This window comes from Kitasatospora sp. NPDC032757, assembly GCF_055579305.1.
On sequence record NZ_JBVINN010000011.1, the window covers coordinates 54,342 to 72,809 of the forward strand.

The window sequence follows — 18,468 nt, forward strand, 5'->3', positions numbered from 1 at the left end:
GCGCGTCACCGCCGTGCCCGCGGTGCGCCGCCGGCTCCTCGACCGCTGCCAGGTCCTCGGCGGAACCGGGGCGGCGAGAGCCCCTGGCCGCTGCGGAACGGCGACTGGGTGGACTTCGTGATCGGCCTCGACCACGCCGTCTGGTTCCGCACCACCACCCACAGCGAGTGGGCCTCGCTGGGCGGCTACTTCACCGGCAAGGTGACGTTCAGCAAGAAGCTCGACGACCTCAACTTCACCATCAACGCCCTCGGTTCCGACGGCGTGACGACGTGGTCCCGTGACCGCACCAAAAAGGGATTCGTCAACTGGTGGTACGTCAAGTCCTAGGGGATCCTGAACTCCTGGGACTTGTTGCCGGGGGTGCAGGTGACCATGGTGACCTGGTTGCCCGCGCCGTTGTCGGTCAGGCAGCTGGACCCCATGTACTCCGCGAGACGGTAGGCGCCCGGCGTACTCGCGGCGGTGATCTTCCAGCTGCTCAGGTAGCTGAAGCCGCTGGAGAGTGACACCCGCCCGTCCGTCTCCTGGACGAGGGCGGCGCCGCTCAGGTTGCACGGGTAGAGGTGGTACCAGCCACCGGGGTCGGGGTCCGAGCGCACCCAGCCGTATGCGGTGTTCCCGCCCATGATCACGGCCTGGCCGCCCGACGGGGTGTCCTTGGAGAGGCCGAGCTTGCGGCCGGACGCCACGTTGACGATGGACCCCCACTTGGTGCCACCGCAGCCCGGCGGAGTGCTGGGTGTCTGCGGGGCCGGGTTGGCGGGCGGGGGCTGGTCCGCGGGTGCGGAGGTGGCGGCCGCCGGGGCGGGGGTGTTGGCCGGGGGCTGCGCCGCGCCGCCGCCGGTGCCCGCCCCGCCTCCGCTGCCGCCGGCGGTGCCGCGTGGCGGGGTGCCCTGGCCGCCGGCCGAGGCGCCGGCGGTGGGCGCCGTCGCCCCCGCCTGGTTGCCGCCGCCCGGGGCGGGCTGTGTCGCGGGTGCGGGGGTGGTGGCGCCCGGCGTCGCCGTCCCGGTGGGCGCAGGGGTGGCCGGCGGCGTGGTGGCGGGCGGGGTCGCCGGCGGGGTGGCGGGGGTGTCCGCGCTCGTGGACGCGACCACGGAGGGCTGGGCGCCGGACGTCTTCGCCTCGGACCGGAACGGCGTGTGGTCGATCAGCAGGGCGGTCGTGGTGCCGGCCGTGATGATCACCGGTATGACGATCGGGACGAGGAACCCGCGCCGTCTGCGGCGGGTGCCGGGCTCGGTGGCGTCACGGGACTCGACCTTGCCGACCTCACCCGCCGCCTTCGCGGGCTCCTTGGGTGACCCGGGGGTCTCAGGTGTCCCGGGCGTCTTGGGCGGCCGGGGTGCCGGAGCGGCTGCGGGAGCGGCCGACGCGTTCGGCTCGGCCCCGATCGCGGCCCGCGCCGCGGCCGCCATCGCGGCGGCGTCGGCGAAGCGGTCCTCCGGCTTCTTGGCCAGCGCGGTGGCGACGAACGCGCGGACCTCCCGCGGGAGGTCCGCCGGCAGCTCCGGCGCGGGATCCCGGATGTGCTTGAGTGCGACCTCCAGTACCGTCTCACCGGTGAACGGCGGTTCCCCGGTCAGCAGTTCGTAGCCGACCACGCCGATCGAGTAGAGGTCCGAGGCCGGCGTGACGGCCTTCCCCTCGGCCTGTTCGGGGGCCATGTAGAGCGCTGTCCCGATCACCGCGTGCGAGGCCGTGATCCTGGTGCTCGCCACGGCCCGCGCGATGCCGAAGTCGGTCACCGTCAGCCGGTCGTCGGGCCGGGCCATCAGGTTGGACGGCTTCACGTCGCGGTGCACGATGTCCTGCCGGTGCGCGGCGTGCAGCGCGTCCAGCGCGGTGGCGAGCAGCCCGAGCGCCCGCGCCGGGGCCATCGGGCCGCCGTCGGCGAGCACCTTGTCCAGCGGCCGCCCGTCCACCAGCTCCATGACGATGTAGGCGACCCGGTCCTCGGAGTCGTCGCCGCTCTCGCCGTAGTCGTGGACGTCCACGATGCCGGGGTGCTTGAGTGCGGCCAGCAACTGGGCCTCGCGCCGGAACCGCTTGACGAACGTGCCGTCCTCGACCAGCCCCGGATGCAGGATCTTCACCGCGACCTGCCGTGCCAACACCTCGTCGTCGGCCCGCCAGACGGCGCCCATGCCCCCGCCGCCGATGCGCTCGGTCAGCGTGTAGCGCCCTCCGAGCACGGTTCCCCGGCTGCTCAATGCCCCGCCCCCATGTCATGCCCCGGCCCAAAAGGTCACTGCGCGCACAGTCTGCCAGAGGCGTCAGACCCCCGGCCGTGTGCGTGCCCATGCTACGGATCGCCCCCGACGGATCGTCAGCGGGCGTGCGCGCGAAGGGCGGACGGAAGACGGGCGGAGGACGGCGGCCGCGAGGGCCGCCTTCCGACCGGTGCGGCCGGTGCGGCGCGTCGCACCGGCGTCGGCGGGCCCGGCCGGCGCCTGCCCGGTGGGCCGTCCCGCCGGGCATCGGGGCTGAGTAGGGTGGGTGCGACAGCACCTCGTGAACCAGACCAAGGAGCAGACGTGAGCGAGTCGGCGCCCATCGCCGTGCAGCAGGAGATCGCCCGGGAGCTGGAGGTCGCCGAGACCTTCGAGGCCGAGCGGGAGATCGAACGCCGGGTGGCCTTCCTCACCGAGCGACTGACCTCCACCGGTCTGCGCTCCCTCGTGCTGGGCATCAGCGGCGGCGTCGACTCCACCACCGCCGGCCGGCTGTGCCAGCTCGCGGTCGAGCGGGCCCGGGCCGCCGGGCACGAGGCGAGGTTCCACGCGATGCGGCTGCCCTACGGGGTCCAGGCCGACGAGCACGACGCGCAGCTCGCGCTCTCCTTCATCCGGGCGGACGACGTGCTCACCGTCGACATCAAGCCCGCGAGCGACGCCGCGCTCGATGCCGCGGTGGCCGCCGGACTGGCCTTCCGTGACCCCGCCCACCAGGACTTCGTGCACGGCAACATCAAGGCCCGCCAGCGCATGATCGCCCAGTACGCGGTGGCCGGCGCGTACGACGGCCTGGTCGTCGGGACCGACCACGCGGCGGAGGCGGTCTCCGGCTTCTTCACCAAGTTCGGTGACGGCGCCGCCGACCTCGTCCCGCTGACCGGCCTGACGAAGCGCCGGGTGCGCGCCGTCGCGGACGCGCTGGGCGCGCCCGCCGAACTGGTGTGGAAGGTGCCGACGGCCGACCTGGAGACCCTCGACCCGGGCAAGGCCGACGAGGACGCGCTCGGCGTCACCTACGACGACATCGACGACTTCCTGGAGGGCAAGCCGGTGGGCGAGCAGGCCTTCGGGACGATCGTCCGCCGCTACCGCCTCACCGACCACAAGCGCCGGCTGCCCATCGCACCGTAGGCGGCCCGGGCCGGGACGACGGCCCCCGAACCCGGTCCGGCGCCGGCCCGAAAGACCGGCCCCGAAGTCCGAGTCCGACGTCCGGCTCCGAAGTCCGGTCCCGAAGACCGGCCCCGAACTCGGTCCGGGTGGGGGACACTTCGCGGTACTGAGGCGCTGCAGTGGGCGGAGGCGGTGGCATGAGGATCGGGACGGTGGACCGGCTCCGGCGGTACCCGGTGAAGTCGATGCTGGGGGAGGAGTTGGGCGAGGCGGCCGTGTCCGAGCGCGGGCTGCACGGGGACCGGGTGCTGGGGCTGCTCGACGCCGAGAGCGGGCGGGTGGCGAGCGCCAAGAACCCGCGGCTCTGGGCGGGGATGCTCGGGTTCACGGCCGTGCTGGACGCCGGCGGCGTCGTGATCACCGGGCCGGACGGCCGGGTGGTGCGCGAGACCGAACTCTCCGGGCTGCTGGGCCGCAAGGTGAGCCTGGTGGGCGAGCGCCCCGCCGGTGCGACCGTCGAACGGGCCGTCCCCGAAGAGGTGCTGGCCCGCGGGACCTCGGCGGAGGTCACCGTCACGGAGAACGAGATCGGCCGGGCCGCCCCCGCCGGGACGTTCTTCGACTTCGCCCCGCTGCACCTGCTCACCACCTCGACCCTGGACGCCGTGGCGGCCGGGGCGGAGCGCTACCGCCCCAACCTGGTGATCCGCACCGAGGGCGAGGGCTACGTCGAGAACGAGTGGGTGGGCCGTGAGCTGCGGATCGGCCCGGACCTGCGGCTGCGCGTCCTGGTCCCCACTCCCCGCTGCGCCGTCCCGACCCTCCCGCACGGCGAACTGCCGCGCAGTACGGCGGCGCTGAAGGTCCTCGCCGCGCAGAACCGGCTGGTGCCGCTGGAGGGGATGGCCGCGCTGCCCTGCGCAGGCGTGTACGCGCAGGTGGTGGAGCCCGGGAGGGTGCAGGTGGGGGACGCGGTCGGTCTCCGCTGACGACTGCGGCGGCGGTGTCCGGCGCCGGCCCGGAGCGGTCTCCCCTCCACGCGGTCGGGACACGGTGGGTGGCCGACGGCTATCAGACGCCGGGAACGGCATCCTTCGCGCTGGTGTGCCAGTTGGTGACGACCGGCTTGTCGACCTTGATGGAACCGACGGGAATGCTCACCGGGTTCGGGTCCGTGCGGCCGATGGCGACGATGACGTCCTTGAACTCGACGGCCTGGTTGTCCTTGGTGCTCTTGGGGTTGATCCCGGCGTAGGCGACCGTGGAACCGCTGAGCGTGATCGGCGTGCCGACGGCCTGCTCGGCGTTGGCGGCCTCGATGCCGCCCGAACCGAAGGCGATGACCGGGTGCTCGCCCGACAGGACACAGGTGATACCCGGCTTGGCCTTGGCGGTGATCTGGAGGTAGCCACCCGCCTGGGTCTCCAGCTTGGCGCTGAACGTGAGGTCGTTGGCTCCGCAGGCCTGGCCGGAGCCGGTCTTGTCGCCCGCCCCCGGGGCGGTGGCCGAAGGCTTCGCCGACTTGGCCGGCGCGGCGGGCGTCGGCGCGGCGGCCGGGGGAGTGGTGGTCGCGGCGGCAGCGGTCGTCGGGGCGGGGCCCGCCGCGGACGGCGCGTCACCGTTCTCCGGGCCGCAGGCGGTGGCGGCGGCCGCGAGTGCGGTGACCGCAAGGGCGGTGAGGGCGATTCGCGCGCGCATGGAGTCCCAACTTCCGTCTGTCGAGGGGGGATCGCTGTCTGCCTCCACGCTAGGGCCGGGTTGATCACCGGCTGGTGCGTGAAGTGTCCCGGTCCTGTCCCAGGACTGAAGTCGGCGCTCGGCGTCGGGGCTCGGGTCAGGGGTCGGGGCTCGGGTCAGGCGTGGGGCCCGGGCGTACGCGCACCGGCACCCGAGACCGCGTCGAGCGCGGCCAGGAAGCGGTCCGTCGTCGCCGCGTCCCGGACGGCGATCCGCAGCCAGTCGGGCCCGAGGCCGGGGAAGGTGTCGCCCCGGCGGACGGCGAAGCCGTGCTCACGCAGCCGCTCGCGGACGGCGGCGGCGCCCGGCAGTTCGATCAGGACGAACGAGGCGGCCGGCTCGCCGTGCACCCGGACGGACGGGAAGGCGGCGAGGCCTTTCAGCAGGTGGTCGCGGCAGAGCGCGAGGTCCTGGGCGGCCTGCTCGGCCTCGGCCAGGGCCTCGGGCGTGCTGCACGCCTCGGCGGCGGCCAGCGCCGGGGTGGAGACCGGCCAGAGCGGCTGGGCGGCGCCGAGGGCGGCGATGAGCGGCGCCGGGCCGAGGGCGTAGCCGATGCGCAGGCCGGCCAGGCCCCAGGTCTTGGTGAGGCTGCGCAGGACGACCACCTGGCCGGGCAGGCCCCGTACGGTGGCGAGGGATTCGGTCTCGCCGGGCACGGTGTCCATGAAGGCCTCGTCGATCACCAGCGTGCGGCCGGGGCGGGCGAGGGCGGCGACGGCGGCGGCCGGGTGCAGGACGGAGGTCGGGTTGGTGGGGTTGCCGAGGACGACGAGGTCGGCCTCCGCCGGCACCGCACCCAGCCGGAAGCCGTCCGAAGGCGTGAGCAGCACCCGGTCCACGGCGTGCCCGGCGTCCCGCAGCGCGGCTTCCGGCTCGGTGAACTGCGGGTGCACGACGACGATGTGACGTGGCGTCAGGACGCGCGCCAGCAGGACGAACGCCTCCGCCGCCCCCGAGGTGAGCAGCACCTCCTCCACCGGCCGACCGTGCCGGGCGGCGACGGCGGCGCGGGCGGCCGTCCCCTCGGGGTACGCCGCGAGGCCGCCGAGCGTCGCCGCGAGGTGCTCGCGCAGCCACTGCGGGGGCGTTCCGGTCCGGACGTTGACGGCGAGGTCGACCAGGCCGGCCCCGTCGTCGCGCACCTCCGCGTCACCGTGGTGGCGGAGGTCGGGGTCGGGGGTGGTCACGAGTGGTCTCCATCGGCATGGGGAAGGGGCAGCCCGGGGATCCGCACGAGTGCGTAGCGGTCGGAGGCGGGTGGCGCGTAGGCGAGCCCGTCCCCGAGCGCGACCAGGGCGACGGCCTCCCGGCGGGAGGCGAGTTCGACGGCGGCCCGGAGGCAGTCCTCGGCGGTGAGCCGCCGGGCGGCCGGCCGCAGCAGCTCGGCGGCGACCGCCAACGCGCCCGGCGCGCCGACCGCCACCGACGCCCGCCGCAGCTCCGCCTCGGCGCGCGGGACGATCAGGTCGCGCTCCCCGGGGCCGAGGCCGATCACCGCGAGCCGGCCGCGTACGGCCGCGCGGGCGACCGCCACCGTCGCCGTGGCCGACTTCCGCTTGGGGACGACGAGTTCGCCGCCCGGTGCGCTCGCCAGCGCGGCCGCCTCCGCCACGCTCATGGTGCCGACCGCCTCGCCGACGGACGCCGACGGGTTGGGCACCGCGACGGCCGACAGTTCCTCGGCCGTGTGCTCGTCCACCGGGAGGCCCAGCAGGGCGGCGGCCCGGCGGACGGCAGGGTGACCGCCCTTGCCGGTCAGGGTCGAGAGCCGGGCGACGGCGGAGGCCGGCAGCCCGGCCTCCCGCAGCGTACGGCGGATCAGCCGGGTCACCTCGGGTGCCGCGGCGGCCTCGCGCAGGCCGACCCCGACGACCAGGCCGCCCGCGCGCGGTCCCGGGGGGCGGGTCGGCGGCGGGGGGCAGACCAGGACGTCCTCGTCCCACCCGGGGAGGTCCCACCCGGGGAGGTCGTGGCGCCCGACGGTGGCGTCGTGCCCGACGCCGGCCGGGCGGGCGGGGGTGCGCGGGTCGCGGGCCCGGCCGCTGGTGATCACCGGGCAGGTGTCGAGGAGGGCCGACACCTCGCCGGCCAGGTCGTCCGCGCCCCCGGCGGCCCCGGTCAGCGACACGGCGAAGCGCCGCTCCGGGTCGACGCAGACCACGCCGGGCAGGGGACGGCCGGTGGGCGGGCGGCGGAGCAGCAGCCGTACGGTCGCACCGACGGGCGCGAAACAGACCAGCTGCCGGCAGCCGCGCAGCGCGGTCTCCAGGAGCTCGTCCGCGCCCTCGCCGTCGTCCTCCGCCCGGAGGACCAGGCTGTCCGGCCAGAGCCGGTGCACCGCGTCGGCGAGCGGGCGACCAGCCTCGCCGAGGGCCAGCAGCCCGATCACGTCGCGTTCCCTTCACCCGGTAGCCGCCCATGAGCCGCTGAACAGCCGCTCGACAGCCGTTCGGCGGCCCACGAGATCCCACCACGGTCGCGACGAACGGGTCAATCGGGGCGCCTGTGACCTCCGCCGCCCCCGCGCGGCGGCTGTTCGCCTGTTCTTCACCTTCCTTGTGCCGTGACCGCCACCGCCGCGCTCCTACTGTTCTCGGCGCTCCAGACCCGGCAGTTCCCGACGCAACGGAGGACACCATGCCCTTCGCACGAACCCGCACCAGTGACAGCGACGCCCGCACCGGCGGCACCCGCCCCCGCCGCACCCTCACCGCCCTGACGGCCGGCCTCGGCCTGGTCGCCGGCTCGCTCGGACTCTGGGCGGCCACCGGCTCCAGCGCGCAGGCGGCGACCCTCCCCACGCCCGACCACGTGGTCGTCGTCGTGCTGGAGAACCACGCCTACTCACAGATCATCGGCAGCTCCGGCGCGCCGTACATCAACAACACCCTGAAGGCCGGCGGCGCCACCCTCACCCAGTCGTTCGGGATCACCCACCCGAGCGAGCCCAACTACTACCAGCTGTTCTCCGGCTCCAACCAGGGCCGCACGGACGACAGCTGCGTGCCGGTCGGTTCGATCAACAAGCCCAACCTGGGCTCCGAGCTGATCGCCGCCGGCAAGACCTGGGGCAGCTACAACGAAGGCCTGCCGAGCCAGGGTTCGACCACCTGCAGCAGCGGCAAGTACGCGCAGAAGCACAACCCGTGGTTCGGCTTCAGCAACGTGCCGACCAACACCGCGTACACCTTCACGCAGTTCCCGACCGACTACAGCACCCTGCCGAAGGTCTCCTTCGTCGTGCCGGACCTCTGCAACGACATGCACGACTGCTCGGTCTCCACCGGCGACACCTGGATCCAGAACAAGCTCGGCGCGTACGCGGCCTGGGCCAAGAACAACAACAGCATCCTCGTCGTCACCTTCGACGAGGACAACAGGCTCTCCGGCAACCGCATCCCCACCGTCTTCTACGGCGCGCACGTCACTCCCGGCGCCACCACCGCCACCACCTACAACCACTACAACGTGCTGCGCACGCTGGAGGACCTCGCCGGGCTGACCACCCACGCGGGCAACGCCGCCTCCGCCGCCACCATCACCGGCATCTGGAACTGACGCCCGTGTACGTCGCGGAATCCCGCAGCTCCAAGGCCCCCGCCGCCCCGGCCCCCCGGCCGGGGCGGCGGGCGGCCGCCGCCGTGCCCGGCACCGTGCTGGCCCTGGGCACCGTCAGCCTGGTGACCGACGTCTCCTCGGAGATGGTCAGCGCGGTGCTGCCGCTCTACCTGCTCACCGGGCTCGGCCTCTCCCCGCTCGGCTTCGGGCTGCTGGACGGCATCCAGAACGGGTTCAGCGCGCTGGTCCGCCTGGCCGGCGGCCACCTCGCCGACCGGCGCGGCGCCGACGGCGCGCCCCGGCACAAGGCGGTCGCGGCGGCCGGGTACGGGCTGTCGGCGCTCTGCAAGCCGCTGCTGCTGCTCGTCCACACCGTGCCGCTGATCGGTGCGGTGCTCGCCGTCGACCGCACGGGCAAGGGGCTGCGTACCGCGCCCCGGGACGCGATGATCTCGCTCGCCACCGAACCCGCCCACCGGGGGCGGGCGTTCGGTGTCCACCGGGCGATGGACACGGCGGGCGCGCTGCTCGGACCGCTCATCGCCTTCCTGGTGCTCCGCCTGGCCGGCGGGCCGATGCTCGCAGACGGCGGCGAACGGCACGGCTACAACGCGGTCTTCACGGTCAGCGCCTGCGTCGCCCTGCTCGGTGTGCTGGTACTGCTGCTCTTCGTGCCGGGCCGCCCGGCGCCGGCCGACGACGGGCCGGCTCCGGCTCCCGGACTGCGCGACGGCCTCGCCCTGCTGCGCCTGCCCGGCCTGCGCCGGCTGGCCCTGTGCGCGGTGCTGCTCGGCCTGACGACCGTCAGCGACTCCTTCCTCTACCTGCTCGTGCAGCGCCGGCTCGGCCTCGCCGTCGACCTCTTCCCGCTGCTGCCGCTCGGCACCGCCGCGGCCTTCCTGCTGCTGGCCGTCCCGCTCGGCGCGCTGGCCGACCGGATCGGCCGCCGCCGGCTCTTCCTGGCCGGCCACGGCCTCCTGCTGCTGGCGTACGGGCTGCTGCTCTCGCCGCTGCGCGGGCTGCCCGTGGTGGTCTGCGTGCTCGTCCTGCACGGCGCCTTCTACGCCGCGACCGACGGCGTGCTGGCCGCCGCGGCCGCCGACGCCGTCCCTGCCGCGCAGCGCGGCGCCGGGCTGGCGCTGGTCGGCACCGGGCAGGCGCTGGCCCGGTTCGCCTGCTCGCTGGTGTTCGGCGCGCTGTGGAGCGCGGTCGGCGGCAGCGCCGCACTGGCCTGGTCGGCGGCCGCGCTGGCCGGCTGCGTCCTCGGGGCCGCCTTCGTGCTCCGGGACTCCCACGACGTCCCCGCCACCGACTCCGAGGTGCCCTCGTGACCCCACCGCTCCAAGGCCGTACCAGGGTGCTGATCCTGCTGGTCGCCGTGCTGCTGCTCGGCTCGGTCGGCACCGGAGCCGTGCTCCACGCGTCGGGCCAGTCGGCCCGCAAGGACCAGGTGCAGCCCGGCGGCCCGGTGGTCACCCCCGGGCCGGTCTCGCTGGGGAAGCCGTCCGGCGGGCGGCGGCTGGTGTTCCGCAACATGGCCTGGGGCCCGCACCGCGACGAGCTCGCCACCGTCCCCGCCGACCACCCGGACGGCCCGCGCACCTCCTCCGGCGTCCAGTGCCTGCGCTTCTACACGGCGGGCGGCACCGGCATCTGCCTCCAGGCCGAGCGCGGCGCGCTGCAGGACACCTACCGTGCCGTCGTCCTCGACGGCCACCTGCGTGAGCTGCGGTCCTTCCCGGCCGCCGGCATCCCCACCCGCTCCCGGGTCTCGCCCTCCGGCCACCTCGCCGCCTGGACGGTCTTCGTCAGCGGCGACTCCTATGCCGGCACCGACTTCTCCACCCGCACCTCGATCGTCGACGTCCGCGACGGGAACCTCCGGGAGAACCTGGAGGCCTTCGACCTGATCAAGGACGGCAAGCCGGACCGGGCGCCCGACGTCAACATCTGGGGCGTGACCTTCGCCGACGACGACACCTTCTATGCCACCGCGGCCACCGGCGGCCAGACCTACCTCGTCCGCGGCGACCTCGCCGCCCGCACCCTCACCACCCTCCACCAGAACGTCGAGTGCCCCTCGCTCTCCCCGGACGGCACCCGGATCGCCTACAAGAAACGCGTCCCCGGCCTGCCCGCGGACGCGCCCTGGCGGCTCTACGTGCTCGACCTGGCCACCATGACCGAGACCGCCACCGCCGAGCAGCGCAACATCGACGACCAGGCGGTCTGGACCGACGGCTCCACCCTGCTCTACGCCCTCCCCGGCGACTTCGGCGCCGACCTGTGGAGCGTCCCCGCGGACGGCAGCGGCTCGGCGCGGCGGACGATGGAGGCGGCCGTGGCCCCGGCCTATCCGGGCTGACAGGGGCGGTTGGCAGCTCCCGGACCCACGAGCGTAGGGTCCACGTCGGGCAGTGCGAGTGGCGCGCGTGGCCCGAGTGGTGCGAGGCGGGGGAGCTGGGGAGCGGTGAAGGAAGCAGGGCGCGCCGCGCCGGAACGGATGGTGAGCGACTCCTGGCCGGCACTGCACGGCCGGCCGGTGCTGCGACGGACGGTCGCGATGGGCCTGGTGCTCTTCGTGGCGGTCACGGCGGCCCTGGCGGTCCGCGGCATCAACGCGCTCACGCTGGGCCGGGGCGTCATCGAGACCGACCGCGACCGCGCCGAGCTGCTGGCCGGTCTCCACCCCTCCCAGCACCCGGGCGCGGGGCGGTACTACGTGCCGGTGGGCGCGGTGTACACGCGGACGGCCGACGGTGCGCCCGTCGCGTACCTGCACTACCGGCTGGCCGGCGGCCAGGACGTCGGGCTGGGCGACTTCCTGCGCACCTACGACCTGCCGGTGCCGGGCCCGAGTGCACCGCTGCCGTCCGACCTGGCGGCCGCCCTCGGCGGCGACGAGCCGGCCGAGGCACCGGAGCTGCCCGGGGCGGTGACCGCCGTCCCCGGCCCGACCACGCCGCCCACGCCCGGCCCGACGGCCACGGCCACTCCCACGGCCACTGGCACGGTGACGCCCGTGCCCGACGTGACGCCTGACGCCACGCCTGCGGAGATCGAGCCGGCCCTGCCGGCCGAACCGGTCGCCTCGCCGTGCCCGGCGGACGACACCGAGGAACCCGCCCCGGCCGCCTTCCCGGCCGAGGAGCCGCAGCCCACCCCCGCCGATCCCGTGCCCGCCGATCCCGCGCCGGCCGATCCCGCGCCGGCCGTGCCCCCCACGCCCACCGCCACGGCGACGCCCGCCCCCACGCCCACCCCCGAGCCGGCACCCGCCCGCCTCGGCCCGGGCCGGCGGATCTACGTCGCCGCCGACCCCGGAGGACTCCCCGGCGCGGCCGACATCTACGTCCGCGCCACCGGCTGACCCCGCGGCCCCGCTCCTCAGCCGACCCCGGCGACGGTCATCGCCAGCGACAGGACCAGCGCGCCGAGCGCGCCCGCCGCACCGAGCAGCCGCAGGCCGTGCCGGTCGTCGTCCGCACGGACGTGGCGCACGGTGGCGGTGGCGAACGCCAGCCCGCCGGCGACGAACCACGGCCCCCACAGGTAGAGGTACCAGCGGCTCAGCCTGAGCAGTGCGGGATCGAAGGAGACGGCCCCGGCCTCGACCAGCAGCCCGTGCGCGACGAAGAGACAGCCGTGCCAGACCAGCAGGACGGTCGCACCACCGCCGCAGAACACCAGGAACCGGCCGGTCCGCAGGCCGCACGGCCTGACCAGGCCGATGCCGACCACCGCCCCGAAGAGCTTGAGGAACCCGGTCACCCACAGGACGGCCAGGAACCACGGCACCCCGTCGCGGGCGAGCTGCACCAGCTCCGGCGCCACCGTCGACTCCGCGCCGACCGTGCCACCCAGGGCCCAGACGAAGCTGGGGACCGCGAACAGGACGCCCCACACCGCCACCGCGTACCCCGGCCACCGGCCCGGACGCGGCGCCGGACGCGGCCCCGGACGCGGCACCGGGCGGACGGTGACGGCACCGGGAGAGGTTTCGATCTGCATGGGCTTCACGGTGCCGGACCGGAGCCGGCGGCACGTCGTCTGCACGGAGGAGCGCCTCCCCCCGAGGAGCTACCCCCACGCCGGCGTTCACCGGCCGGCGGTGTGGAAGCCGCCGGTGACGACGGGCCGGACCTTGGCCAGCATCAGCTCCAGGAACCGGTCGGGGTGCTGGAAGGACGCGAAGTGGCTCGCGTCCTCGATGAGGGCGAACTCCTTGACCGGGGCCTGGACGTCGTCGAAGAAGCGCTTGGCGCGGTCGGTCGGGGTGAGGACGTCCCGGTCGCCCTGGAAGACGAAGAACGGCAGGTCGAAGCGGGTGCCGTCGGCGCGGTCGTCGAAGCCGGCGGTGGCGGGGAGGATCCCCTCGGAGAGCTTCATGCCCTTGCCGAGGGTGCCCAGCTCGCTCAGCGAGTGCAGCGGGGAGAACCAGAGCGACTTCATGACCACGGACTTCATGGTGGAGAAGGTCAGCGGGTCGGTGGTGGCGAGGATCTTGGCGTAGGCGCCGTGCTGCTCGGCGGTCCGGGTCCGCAGGTCGGGGCCGATCTCCTCGACGGCGGCGAGCTCCTTGCGCTTGCCGGCGGCGTGCAGCCGGGCCAGCAGGGCCAGGTGGTCGCCGGTGTCGCGGCCGGCGTCGTGGATCTTCTGGTCGGTGCCGACGTAGGCGCTGTAGCGGTCGGGGTACTGGCGGGCCAGGCGCAGCCCGAAGGTGCTGCCGAAGGAGTTGGCGACGAGGAGGACCTGCTCGACGCCGAGCCGGGCACGTGCGTGGTCGGTGACCTCGACGGCGTCCTCGTAGATCCGGGTGAAGCTCAGCTCGCCCTGGCCTTCGGCGCCGCCGCGGCCGAGGGTCTTGCCGGCGCCGCGCATGTCCCAGCGGACGATCGTGAAGTGCTTCTCCCAGGCCCGGGTGCGCGGCCCGTAGATCGCGTTGGAGGCGCCGGGCCCGCCGTGGATCTCCAGCATCACCGGGTTGGTGCGGTCCTCGCCGCGGATCGAGATCCACTGCTCGATCCCGCCGATGCGGACGAAGCCCTGCTCGTCGATGCCGTTCGGCGTGTCGATCCGCATCAGCCGGGCGCCCGCGGCCTGCTTGATCCGGCGGTGGCCGAGGGCTGCGGCCACGGGGGCGGCGACGGCGGAGGCGAGGAGAACGGTGCCGAGCATGGGTGACTCCCTTGAACTGTGTATCGAATACGCAATTGAGTGTATGTTATACACAGTTCTGAGAGGGCGTCAATCGCCCGCCGGGACCAGCACGAGAACCACAAGGGAGCTGACGCGTATGGCCGGGAGCCGGGAGAAGAAGCGCGACCCGAATGCGAGCCTGGCGCTGCTGTGGGGGGAGCAGGGCCAGCCCCGCCGCGGTCCGAAGCCCTCACTGACCGCCGAGCGCATCGTCGCCGGCGCCATCGAGGTCGCCGACGCGGAGGGCCTGGACGCCGTCTCCATGCAGCGGGTCGCCACCGAGCTCGGCGTCACCACCATGGCGCTGTACCGGTACTTCCCCGGCAAGGCCGAACTGGTCGACCTGATGGTCGACTCCGCCCTCGGCGCGCCCCCCGGGTCCATCGGCCGCCAGGACGGCTGGCGCCCCCGGCTGACCGAGTGGGCCCGCCAGTGCTGGGCGCTGTACCGCCGCCACACCTGGATCCTGGCCGCCACCGCCATGCGCCGCCAGCTCATGGGTCCCAACCAGCTCGCCTGGATGGACTCCGCCCTGGCAGCCCTGGCCCCGACCGGGCTCTCCGCGGCGCAGCAGCACGACACCGTGCTGCTGATCATCGGCCACATCCGCAGCCTCGCCCAGCAGCTCGTCGACGCGGACGAGGAAGGCGGTGAGGAGTGGAACCGGCTCGCCGGCGAGGTGCTGGAGCGCCACGGAGACCGGTTCCCCGCACTCACCGCGGCGATCGCCGCCGGAGCCTTCGCCCCGCAGGGCGGCGACCCGCTCGACTTCGGCCTGGAGCGCATCCTCGACGGGGTCACCCCCCTGGCCGATCGGGGCTGAACCCCTGCGGACCGGCGAGGGCCCCGGCTGCCTGGCAGCCGGGGCCCTCGCCATCCTGTGGTGCGGTGTCAGGACCGCGCCTCCGCCTGCTCCTGGAGGAGGCCGGCGATCCGGTTCAGGTCGTTGACGACGTCGAAGAAGGTGTTGATGTTCGGGGTGGAGGCGCCGTTCACGGCCAGGTAGAAGGTGTGCAGCCGGCCGTGGCCCGCGGCGAGGTAGCCGCCGAGGGTCTCGCCGCCGACGGCGAGCCGGTCGTTGACCGCGTCGTAGCCGATGACGGAGCCGGGCTTGGCCCACACCTTGCCCTTGCCCGGGCAGGTCGGACAGCCGTCGCAGGCACTGGCGAGTGAGCCGTCCACGCCGAGGATCGGCAGCGCCTCCCGGAACCGGTCGGCGTCGGCGGTGCCCTGCCAGTAGTGCAGGATCTCGTTCTCCACGTCAGGGGTGACCCGGTCGACGGGGTTGCCGCCGCGGCCGTCCAGCAGCTGCACCTTGGTCGGGTCGATCCCGGCGCCGGTCAGGAAGTCCCTGAGGACGGGGAAGCCGTCCGCGCACTGGTGGCTGCCGGTGGTGACGGCCATCAGGCAGATGCCGAGGTTGGCGCCGAGGTTGTGGCTGACCTTGAGGATCAGCCGGGCGTACTGCTCGTAGACCGGGGAGACGTACGCGGCGACGCGCTGGGTGCCGTCGTACGAGTCGGGCAGCAGGCCCGTCGGGTTGGGGCCGGTGGGCGGGGCGGTGACGGTGACGCCGGCGCGGGCGAGCGCCTCGATCAGGGCGGTGCGGCCGAAGGCGTTCGGGTCCAGCACGTGGGAGACCCGCAGGGTCGGCGGCGCGTCGGCCGCGATGGTGCCGGACAGGGTGATGTGCGTGCCGTCCGGGGAGGCGGAGACCGCGATGTCGGTGGTGCCGCCGGCCTCGACCGTCCGCACGGTCGACTCCACCTGGTACGGCGCGACCTGCGGCCGCCAGCTGAGCTGGGCGGGCTGTCCGGGGGCGGTGGCGGTGGACAGCAGGTCGATCAGGTTGTCGTTGACGATCAGCGGGGTCGGGGTGGGGTCCAGCCCGGGATCGGGGGCGAAGAGCCGGGGGTCGATCGCGACGTCCCCGTGCACCTCGGTGATGCCGGACGCGCGCACCTGCTGGGCGATCGAGTCGAGGCCGGCGAGCGGGTCCTCGGGGGTGAGCGTCGCGCCGGGGACGTCGTCGGCGTAGGTGTGGTCGATCGGGGTGAAGTCGACCGAGCCGTCCGGCTTCGTCCGGCCGCCCATGGTGAGGTCGCCCTGTGCGACCAGGGCCAGCGACCCGTCCAGCACCGACCCGGAGCGGTTGCCGAGGGCTTGCACCGGCGTGGTGAACCGGTGGTCGCCGCCGAGCGTGTGCCAGGTGCCCGACACGCTGACCAGCTTGGCCGTCGAACCGGGGATGAAGAACTGGTTCGGGTACTGGGAGTGGATGACCTTGCCGGTCGTGTCGTCGATCTCCAGCAGTCCCCACTGCGCGTGTTCGTAGGCGGGCTTGTGCATGATCGCCAAGATGTCGGGGCTGAGCCCGCCGTAGTCCTGGACGGGCGCCGCGCCCGCCGGGCCGACCGTCACGACCATGGCCGCCACCGTCGTGACGGCGGCGGCCACGGCACGCCGACTTCGAGAAAACGCTCTCATGAACCCACCTGTGTTCCGGGCCGCACACCGGCCACCCTGACGGCTACTCAGCCCGAGCAGGGATACCGCGCGGAACCTGCCCGCCGAACCGCCCCACCCGGCCGTTCACCCGCATGCCCCGCGAATGCGATCTCCTGCGAGGGCGAGCGGAACGAGGGAAGCCGACGGCGGGTCACGAATCGCGCGAGCCCGGTCGGGTCGACGGTGTCCGAGGTCAGCGGGACGACCGGCCGCTGCTGCCGGGCTCCGGCTGGTGCCTGCCGGACAGGGCCGGCGGGTGCCAGTCGTAGGTCGCGCCCACGCGGCCGAGCAGGACGCGGTCGGGGAGCAGGCCGCCGAGGGTGAGGGCGGCGTCGCGGAGCAGGACGGCGAGCGGGGAGCGGCGGGCGACCAGGGCGCCGATGCGGCGGGAGCCGGCGACGACCGACATGGCGCGGGGGAGGCGGGCGGCGGTGTAGGCGGGGAGGGTGGCGGCCGGGTCGGTGCCGGGGGCGATGCCGGCGGCGAGGACGACCGCGTCCTCGATGGCCTGGCAGGCGCCCTGGCCCTGGAACGGGCACATGGCGTGGGCGGCGTCGCCGAGCAGGGCGACCCGGCCGCGGTGGTGGGCGGGCAGCGGGTCGGCGATCTCCCGGACGTCGTGGCGCAGCACCTCGGCGGGGTCGGCCGAGGCCAGCAGCTCCGGCACGGGTGCGCACCAGTCGCCGTACAGCCGCAGCAGTTCGGCCCGCTCGTCGCCGTCCGCCGCGCGGGCCCCGGCGGGGGCGAGGGCGGCGCCGTACACGTACACGCGGCCGTCGGCGAGCGGGACGACGCCGACCAGCCGGCCGCGCCCCCAGATCTCGCCGGCGGCGAACGGTGCGCGTGGCGGCTCGGTGACGATGGTGCGCCAGGTGGTGAAGCCGGAGTAGCGCGGGCCGGGGTGGTGCGGGAAGAGCAGCGCGCGGCTCGCCGAACGAATGCCGTCGGCGGCGACCACCAGCTCGGCGGGTCGCTCGCCCGCTCGGGTGCGGACCACGGCCGGCCGGTCGGCGTCGCCCGGGTCGGTCAGTTCGGCGGGGGAACCGGTGTGGATGCTCCCGGCCGGGAGGGCGTCGGCCAAGGCGTCGACGACGGCGGCGCGCGGGACGGCGATCACCTTGTCGCCGAAGAACGCCTCGACCGCGTCGGTGCCGGTGCGGGCGAGCCAGCGGCCGGAGGGGCGGCGCAGGCCGACGGCGGGATGCGGGGAGGCGAGGGCGCGCAGCCGGTCGCCGACGCCGAGCCGGTCCAGGGCGCGGAGCGCGTTGGGGGCCAGGGCGAGGCCGGCGCCGACGGGTTCGAGCGAGGCGGCGCGCTCGTGCACGGCGACGGTGACGCCCTGGCGGTGGAGGGCGAGGGCGGCGGCCAGCCCGCCGATGCCGCCACCGATGACGACGGCTCGTGGCTCTGCCTGGTCCATTTGGGCTCCCCTCTCGAACTACACCTGTAGTTTCGGTGCCGAGAGCACCGTACTACATCTGTAGTGTGAGTTGGGTGCTTCTCCCGGGACCCGCGAAAATCGGACCCATGACACCCCCGCGTCCGACGCTGATCGCCGACACCGCCATTGCCCTGATCGCCGAGCGCGGCCTGCGCGGGCTGACCCACCGCGCGGTGGACGAGGCGGCCGGACTTCCCGCCGGCTCGACCTCCAACCTCGCCCGGACCAGGGCCGCCCTGCTGGAGCTGGCGCTGACCCGGATCGCGGAGCTGGAGTCGCCGGGCGTCCTCGCGGCGGCAGGGCCGGCCACCCCCGGGGCCGGGCCGCGCGACCTGCTCGCCCAGGTCGCCGCCGATGCCGTGCACCAGGCGCTGACGGCCGGCCGAGCGCTCACCGTGGCGCGCTTCGAACTGGCGCTGGAGGCCACCCGCCGCCCCGAACTACGCGCCGTCTACGACCGGTTGGGTGCGGGCTTCCTCGACTTCGCGGTCTCCGCGCTGGAGCGCTGCGGCTCCCGCGCGCCGGACGCGGACGCCCGCCGGCTGGTCCGCTGGTGCGAGGGCGTGCTGATCAACGTGACGGCAGGCAGCGGCCATGGCCGTATGCCGGAACGGGCCGAGCTGCACGAGGACGTGGCGGGCTACCTCGCCGCGCTGCTCGACCGGGAGCCGTAGG

Annotated in this window: 17 protein-coding genes; 9 read left to right on the forward strand and 8 right to left on the reverse strand. The window is 74.7% G+C overall.

The window, feature by feature from the left end; all coding sequences use genetic code 11:
- Positions 1-108: 108 nt before the first annotated feature.
- Positions 109-330: a hypothetical protein gene (locus ACZ5WK_RS15655; protein WP_465547870.1), complete on the forward strand. Its 222-nt coding sequence runs from the start codon at positions 109-111 to the stop codon at positions 328-330.
- On the opposite strand, the gene ACZ5WK_RS15660 is transcribed toward ACZ5WK_RS15655, so the two are convergent.
- Entirely contained in the window at positions 327-2,213 is a 1,887-nt protein-coding gene (locus ACZ5WK_RS15660) for a serine/threonine-protein kinase (protein WP_465547871.1), read from the reverse strand. The genes ACZ5WK_RS15655 and ACZ5WK_RS15660 overlap by 4 nt on opposite strands.
- Before the next feature lie 324 nt (positions 2,214-2,537).
- On the opposite strand from ACZ5WK_RS15660, the gene nadE reads away from it, so the two are divergent.
- Both nadE and ACZ5WK_RS15670 read left to right on the forward strand, forming a co-directional pair.
- A complete protein-coding gene (gene nadE, locus ACZ5WK_RS15665; RefSeq protein WP_465547873.1) occupies positions 2,538-3,368 on the forward strand; it encodes an ammonia-dependent NAD(+) synthetase in 831 nt (276 codons plus the stop codon).
- Positions 3,369-3,547: 179 nt separating this feature from the next.
- On the forward strand, positions 3,548-4,339 hold the full coding sequence (locus ACZ5WK_RS15670; RefSeq protein ID WP_465547875.1) for an MOSC domain-containing protein: 792 nt from the start codon (positions 3,548-3,550) through the stop codon (positions 4,337-4,339).
- A gap of 82 nt (positions 4,340-4,421) precedes the next feature.
- On the opposite strand, the gene ACZ5WK_RS15675 is transcribed toward ACZ5WK_RS15670, so the two are convergent.
- The 3 genes from ACZ5WK_RS15675 to ACZ5WK_RS15685 all read right to left on the reverse strand — a co-directional run bounded on the left by ACZ5WK_RS15675 (position 4,422) and on the right by ACZ5WK_RS15685 (position 7,476).
- On the reverse strand, positions 4,422-5,048 hold the full coding sequence (locus tag ACZ5WK_RS15675) for a DUF4232 domain-containing protein (RefSeq protein WP_465547877.1): 627 nt from the start codon (positions 5,046-5,048) through the stop codon (positions 4,422-4,424).
- Between the two features lie 155 nt (positions 5,049-5,203).
- Positions 5,204-6,274 (reverse strand): Rv2231c family pyridoxal phosphate-dependent protein CobC, encoded by a 1,071-nt coding sequence (cobC, locus tag ACZ5WK_RS15680; RefSeq protein WP_465547879.1) that lies wholly within the window; start codon positions 6,272-6,274, stop codon positions 5,204-5,206.
- On the reverse strand, positions 6,271-7,476 hold the full coding sequence (locus tag ACZ5WK_RS15685) for a cobalamin biosynthesis protein (protein ID WP_465547881.1): 1,206 nt from the start codon (positions 7,474-7,476) through the stop codon (positions 6,271-6,273). Before ACZ5WK_RS15685 ends, cobC begins: the two co-directional genes overlap by 4 nt.
- Positions 7,477-7,724: 248 nt before the next feature.
- On the opposite strand from ACZ5WK_RS15685, the gene ACZ5WK_RS15690 reads away from it, so the two are divergent.
- The 4 genes from ACZ5WK_RS15690 (at position 7,725) to ACZ5WK_RS15705 (ending at position 12,015) form a co-directional block, all read left to right on the forward strand.
- Entirely contained in the window at positions 7,725-8,645 is a 921-nt protein-coding gene (locus ACZ5WK_RS15690) for an alkaline phosphatase family protein (protein WP_465547885.1), read from the forward strand.
- 5 nt (positions 8,646-8,650) lie between these two features.
- Positions 8,651-9,976 carry an MFS transporter gene (locus ACZ5WK_RS15695; RefSeq protein WP_465547887.1) on the forward strand — a complete coding sequence of 442 codons (1,326 nt, stop codon included), beginning with the start codon at positions 8,651-8,653 and terminating at the stop codon, positions 9,974-9,976.
- Positions 9,973-11,010 carry a TolB family protein gene (locus tag ACZ5WK_RS15700; RefSeq protein ID WP_465547889.1) on the forward strand — a complete coding sequence of 346 codons (1,038 nt, stop codon included), beginning with the start codon at positions 9,973-9,975 and terminating at the stop codon, positions 11,008-11,010. Before ACZ5WK_RS15695 ends, ACZ5WK_RS15700 begins: the two co-directional genes overlap by 4 nt.
- Positions 11,011-11,115: 105 nt before the next feature.
- Positions 11,116-12,015 carry a hypothetical protein gene (locus tag ACZ5WK_RS15705; protein WP_465547891.1) on the forward strand — a complete coding sequence of 300 codons (900 nt, stop codon included), beginning with the start codon at positions 11,116-11,118 and terminating at the stop codon, positions 12,013-12,015.
- 17 nt (positions 12,016-12,032) lie between these two features.
- Here ACZ5WK_RS15705 and ACZ5WK_RS15710 read toward each other — a convergent pair whose 3' ends face one another.
- On the reverse strand, positions 12,033-12,656 hold the full coding sequence (locus ACZ5WK_RS15710) for a DUF3995 domain-containing protein (protein WP_465547893.1): 624 nt from the start codon (positions 12,654-12,656) through the stop codon (positions 12,033-12,035).
- A gap of 87 nt (positions 12,657-12,743) precedes the next feature.
- The gene (locus tag ACZ5WK_RS15715) at positions 12,744-13,823 is read right to left on the reverse strand and encodes an alpha/beta fold hydrolase (RefSeq protein ID WP_465547895.1); all 1,080 of its coding nucleotides are present in this window, start codon (positions 13,821-13,823) and stop codon (positions 12,744-12,746) included.
- A gap of 118 nt (positions 13,824-13,941) precedes the next feature.
- On the opposite strand from ACZ5WK_RS15715, the gene ACZ5WK_RS15720 reads away from it, so the two are divergent.
- Positions 13,942-14,667, forward strand: coding sequence for a TetR/AcrR family transcriptional regulator (locus tag ACZ5WK_RS15720; protein WP_465547897.1), 726 nt, complete (start codon positions 13,942-13,944; stop codon positions 14,665-14,667).
- A gap of 68 nt (positions 14,668-14,735) precedes the next feature.
- Here ACZ5WK_RS15720 and ACZ5WK_RS15725 read toward each other — a convergent pair whose 3' ends face one another.
- Together ACZ5WK_RS15725 and ACZ5WK_RS15730 are read right to left on the reverse strand one after the other, a co-directional pair.
- Positions 14,736-16,331: a D-alanyl-D-alanine carboxypeptidase/D-alanyl-D-alanine-endopeptidase gene (locus ACZ5WK_RS15725; RefSeq protein ID WP_465547899.1), complete on the reverse strand. Its 1,596-nt coding sequence runs from the start codon at positions 16,329-16,331 to the stop codon at positions 14,736-14,738.
- 214 nt (positions 16,332-16,545) lie between these two features.
- The gene (locus ACZ5WK_RS15730) at positions 16,546-17,772 is read right to left on the reverse strand and encodes an FAD-dependent monooxygenase (RefSeq protein ID WP_465547901.1); all 1,227 of its coding nucleotides are present in this window, start codon (positions 17,770-17,772) and stop codon (positions 16,546-16,548) included.
- Between the two features lie 107 nt (positions 17,773-17,879).
- Here ACZ5WK_RS15730 and ACZ5WK_RS15735 point away from each other — a divergent pair, with 107 nt between their 5' ends.
- Positions 17,880-18,467: a TetR/AcrR family transcriptional regulator gene (locus tag ACZ5WK_RS15735; protein ID WP_465547903.1), complete on the forward strand. Its 588-nt coding sequence runs from the start codon at positions 17,880-17,882 to the stop codon at positions 18,465-18,467.
- Position 18,468 lies beyond the last annotated feature (1 nt).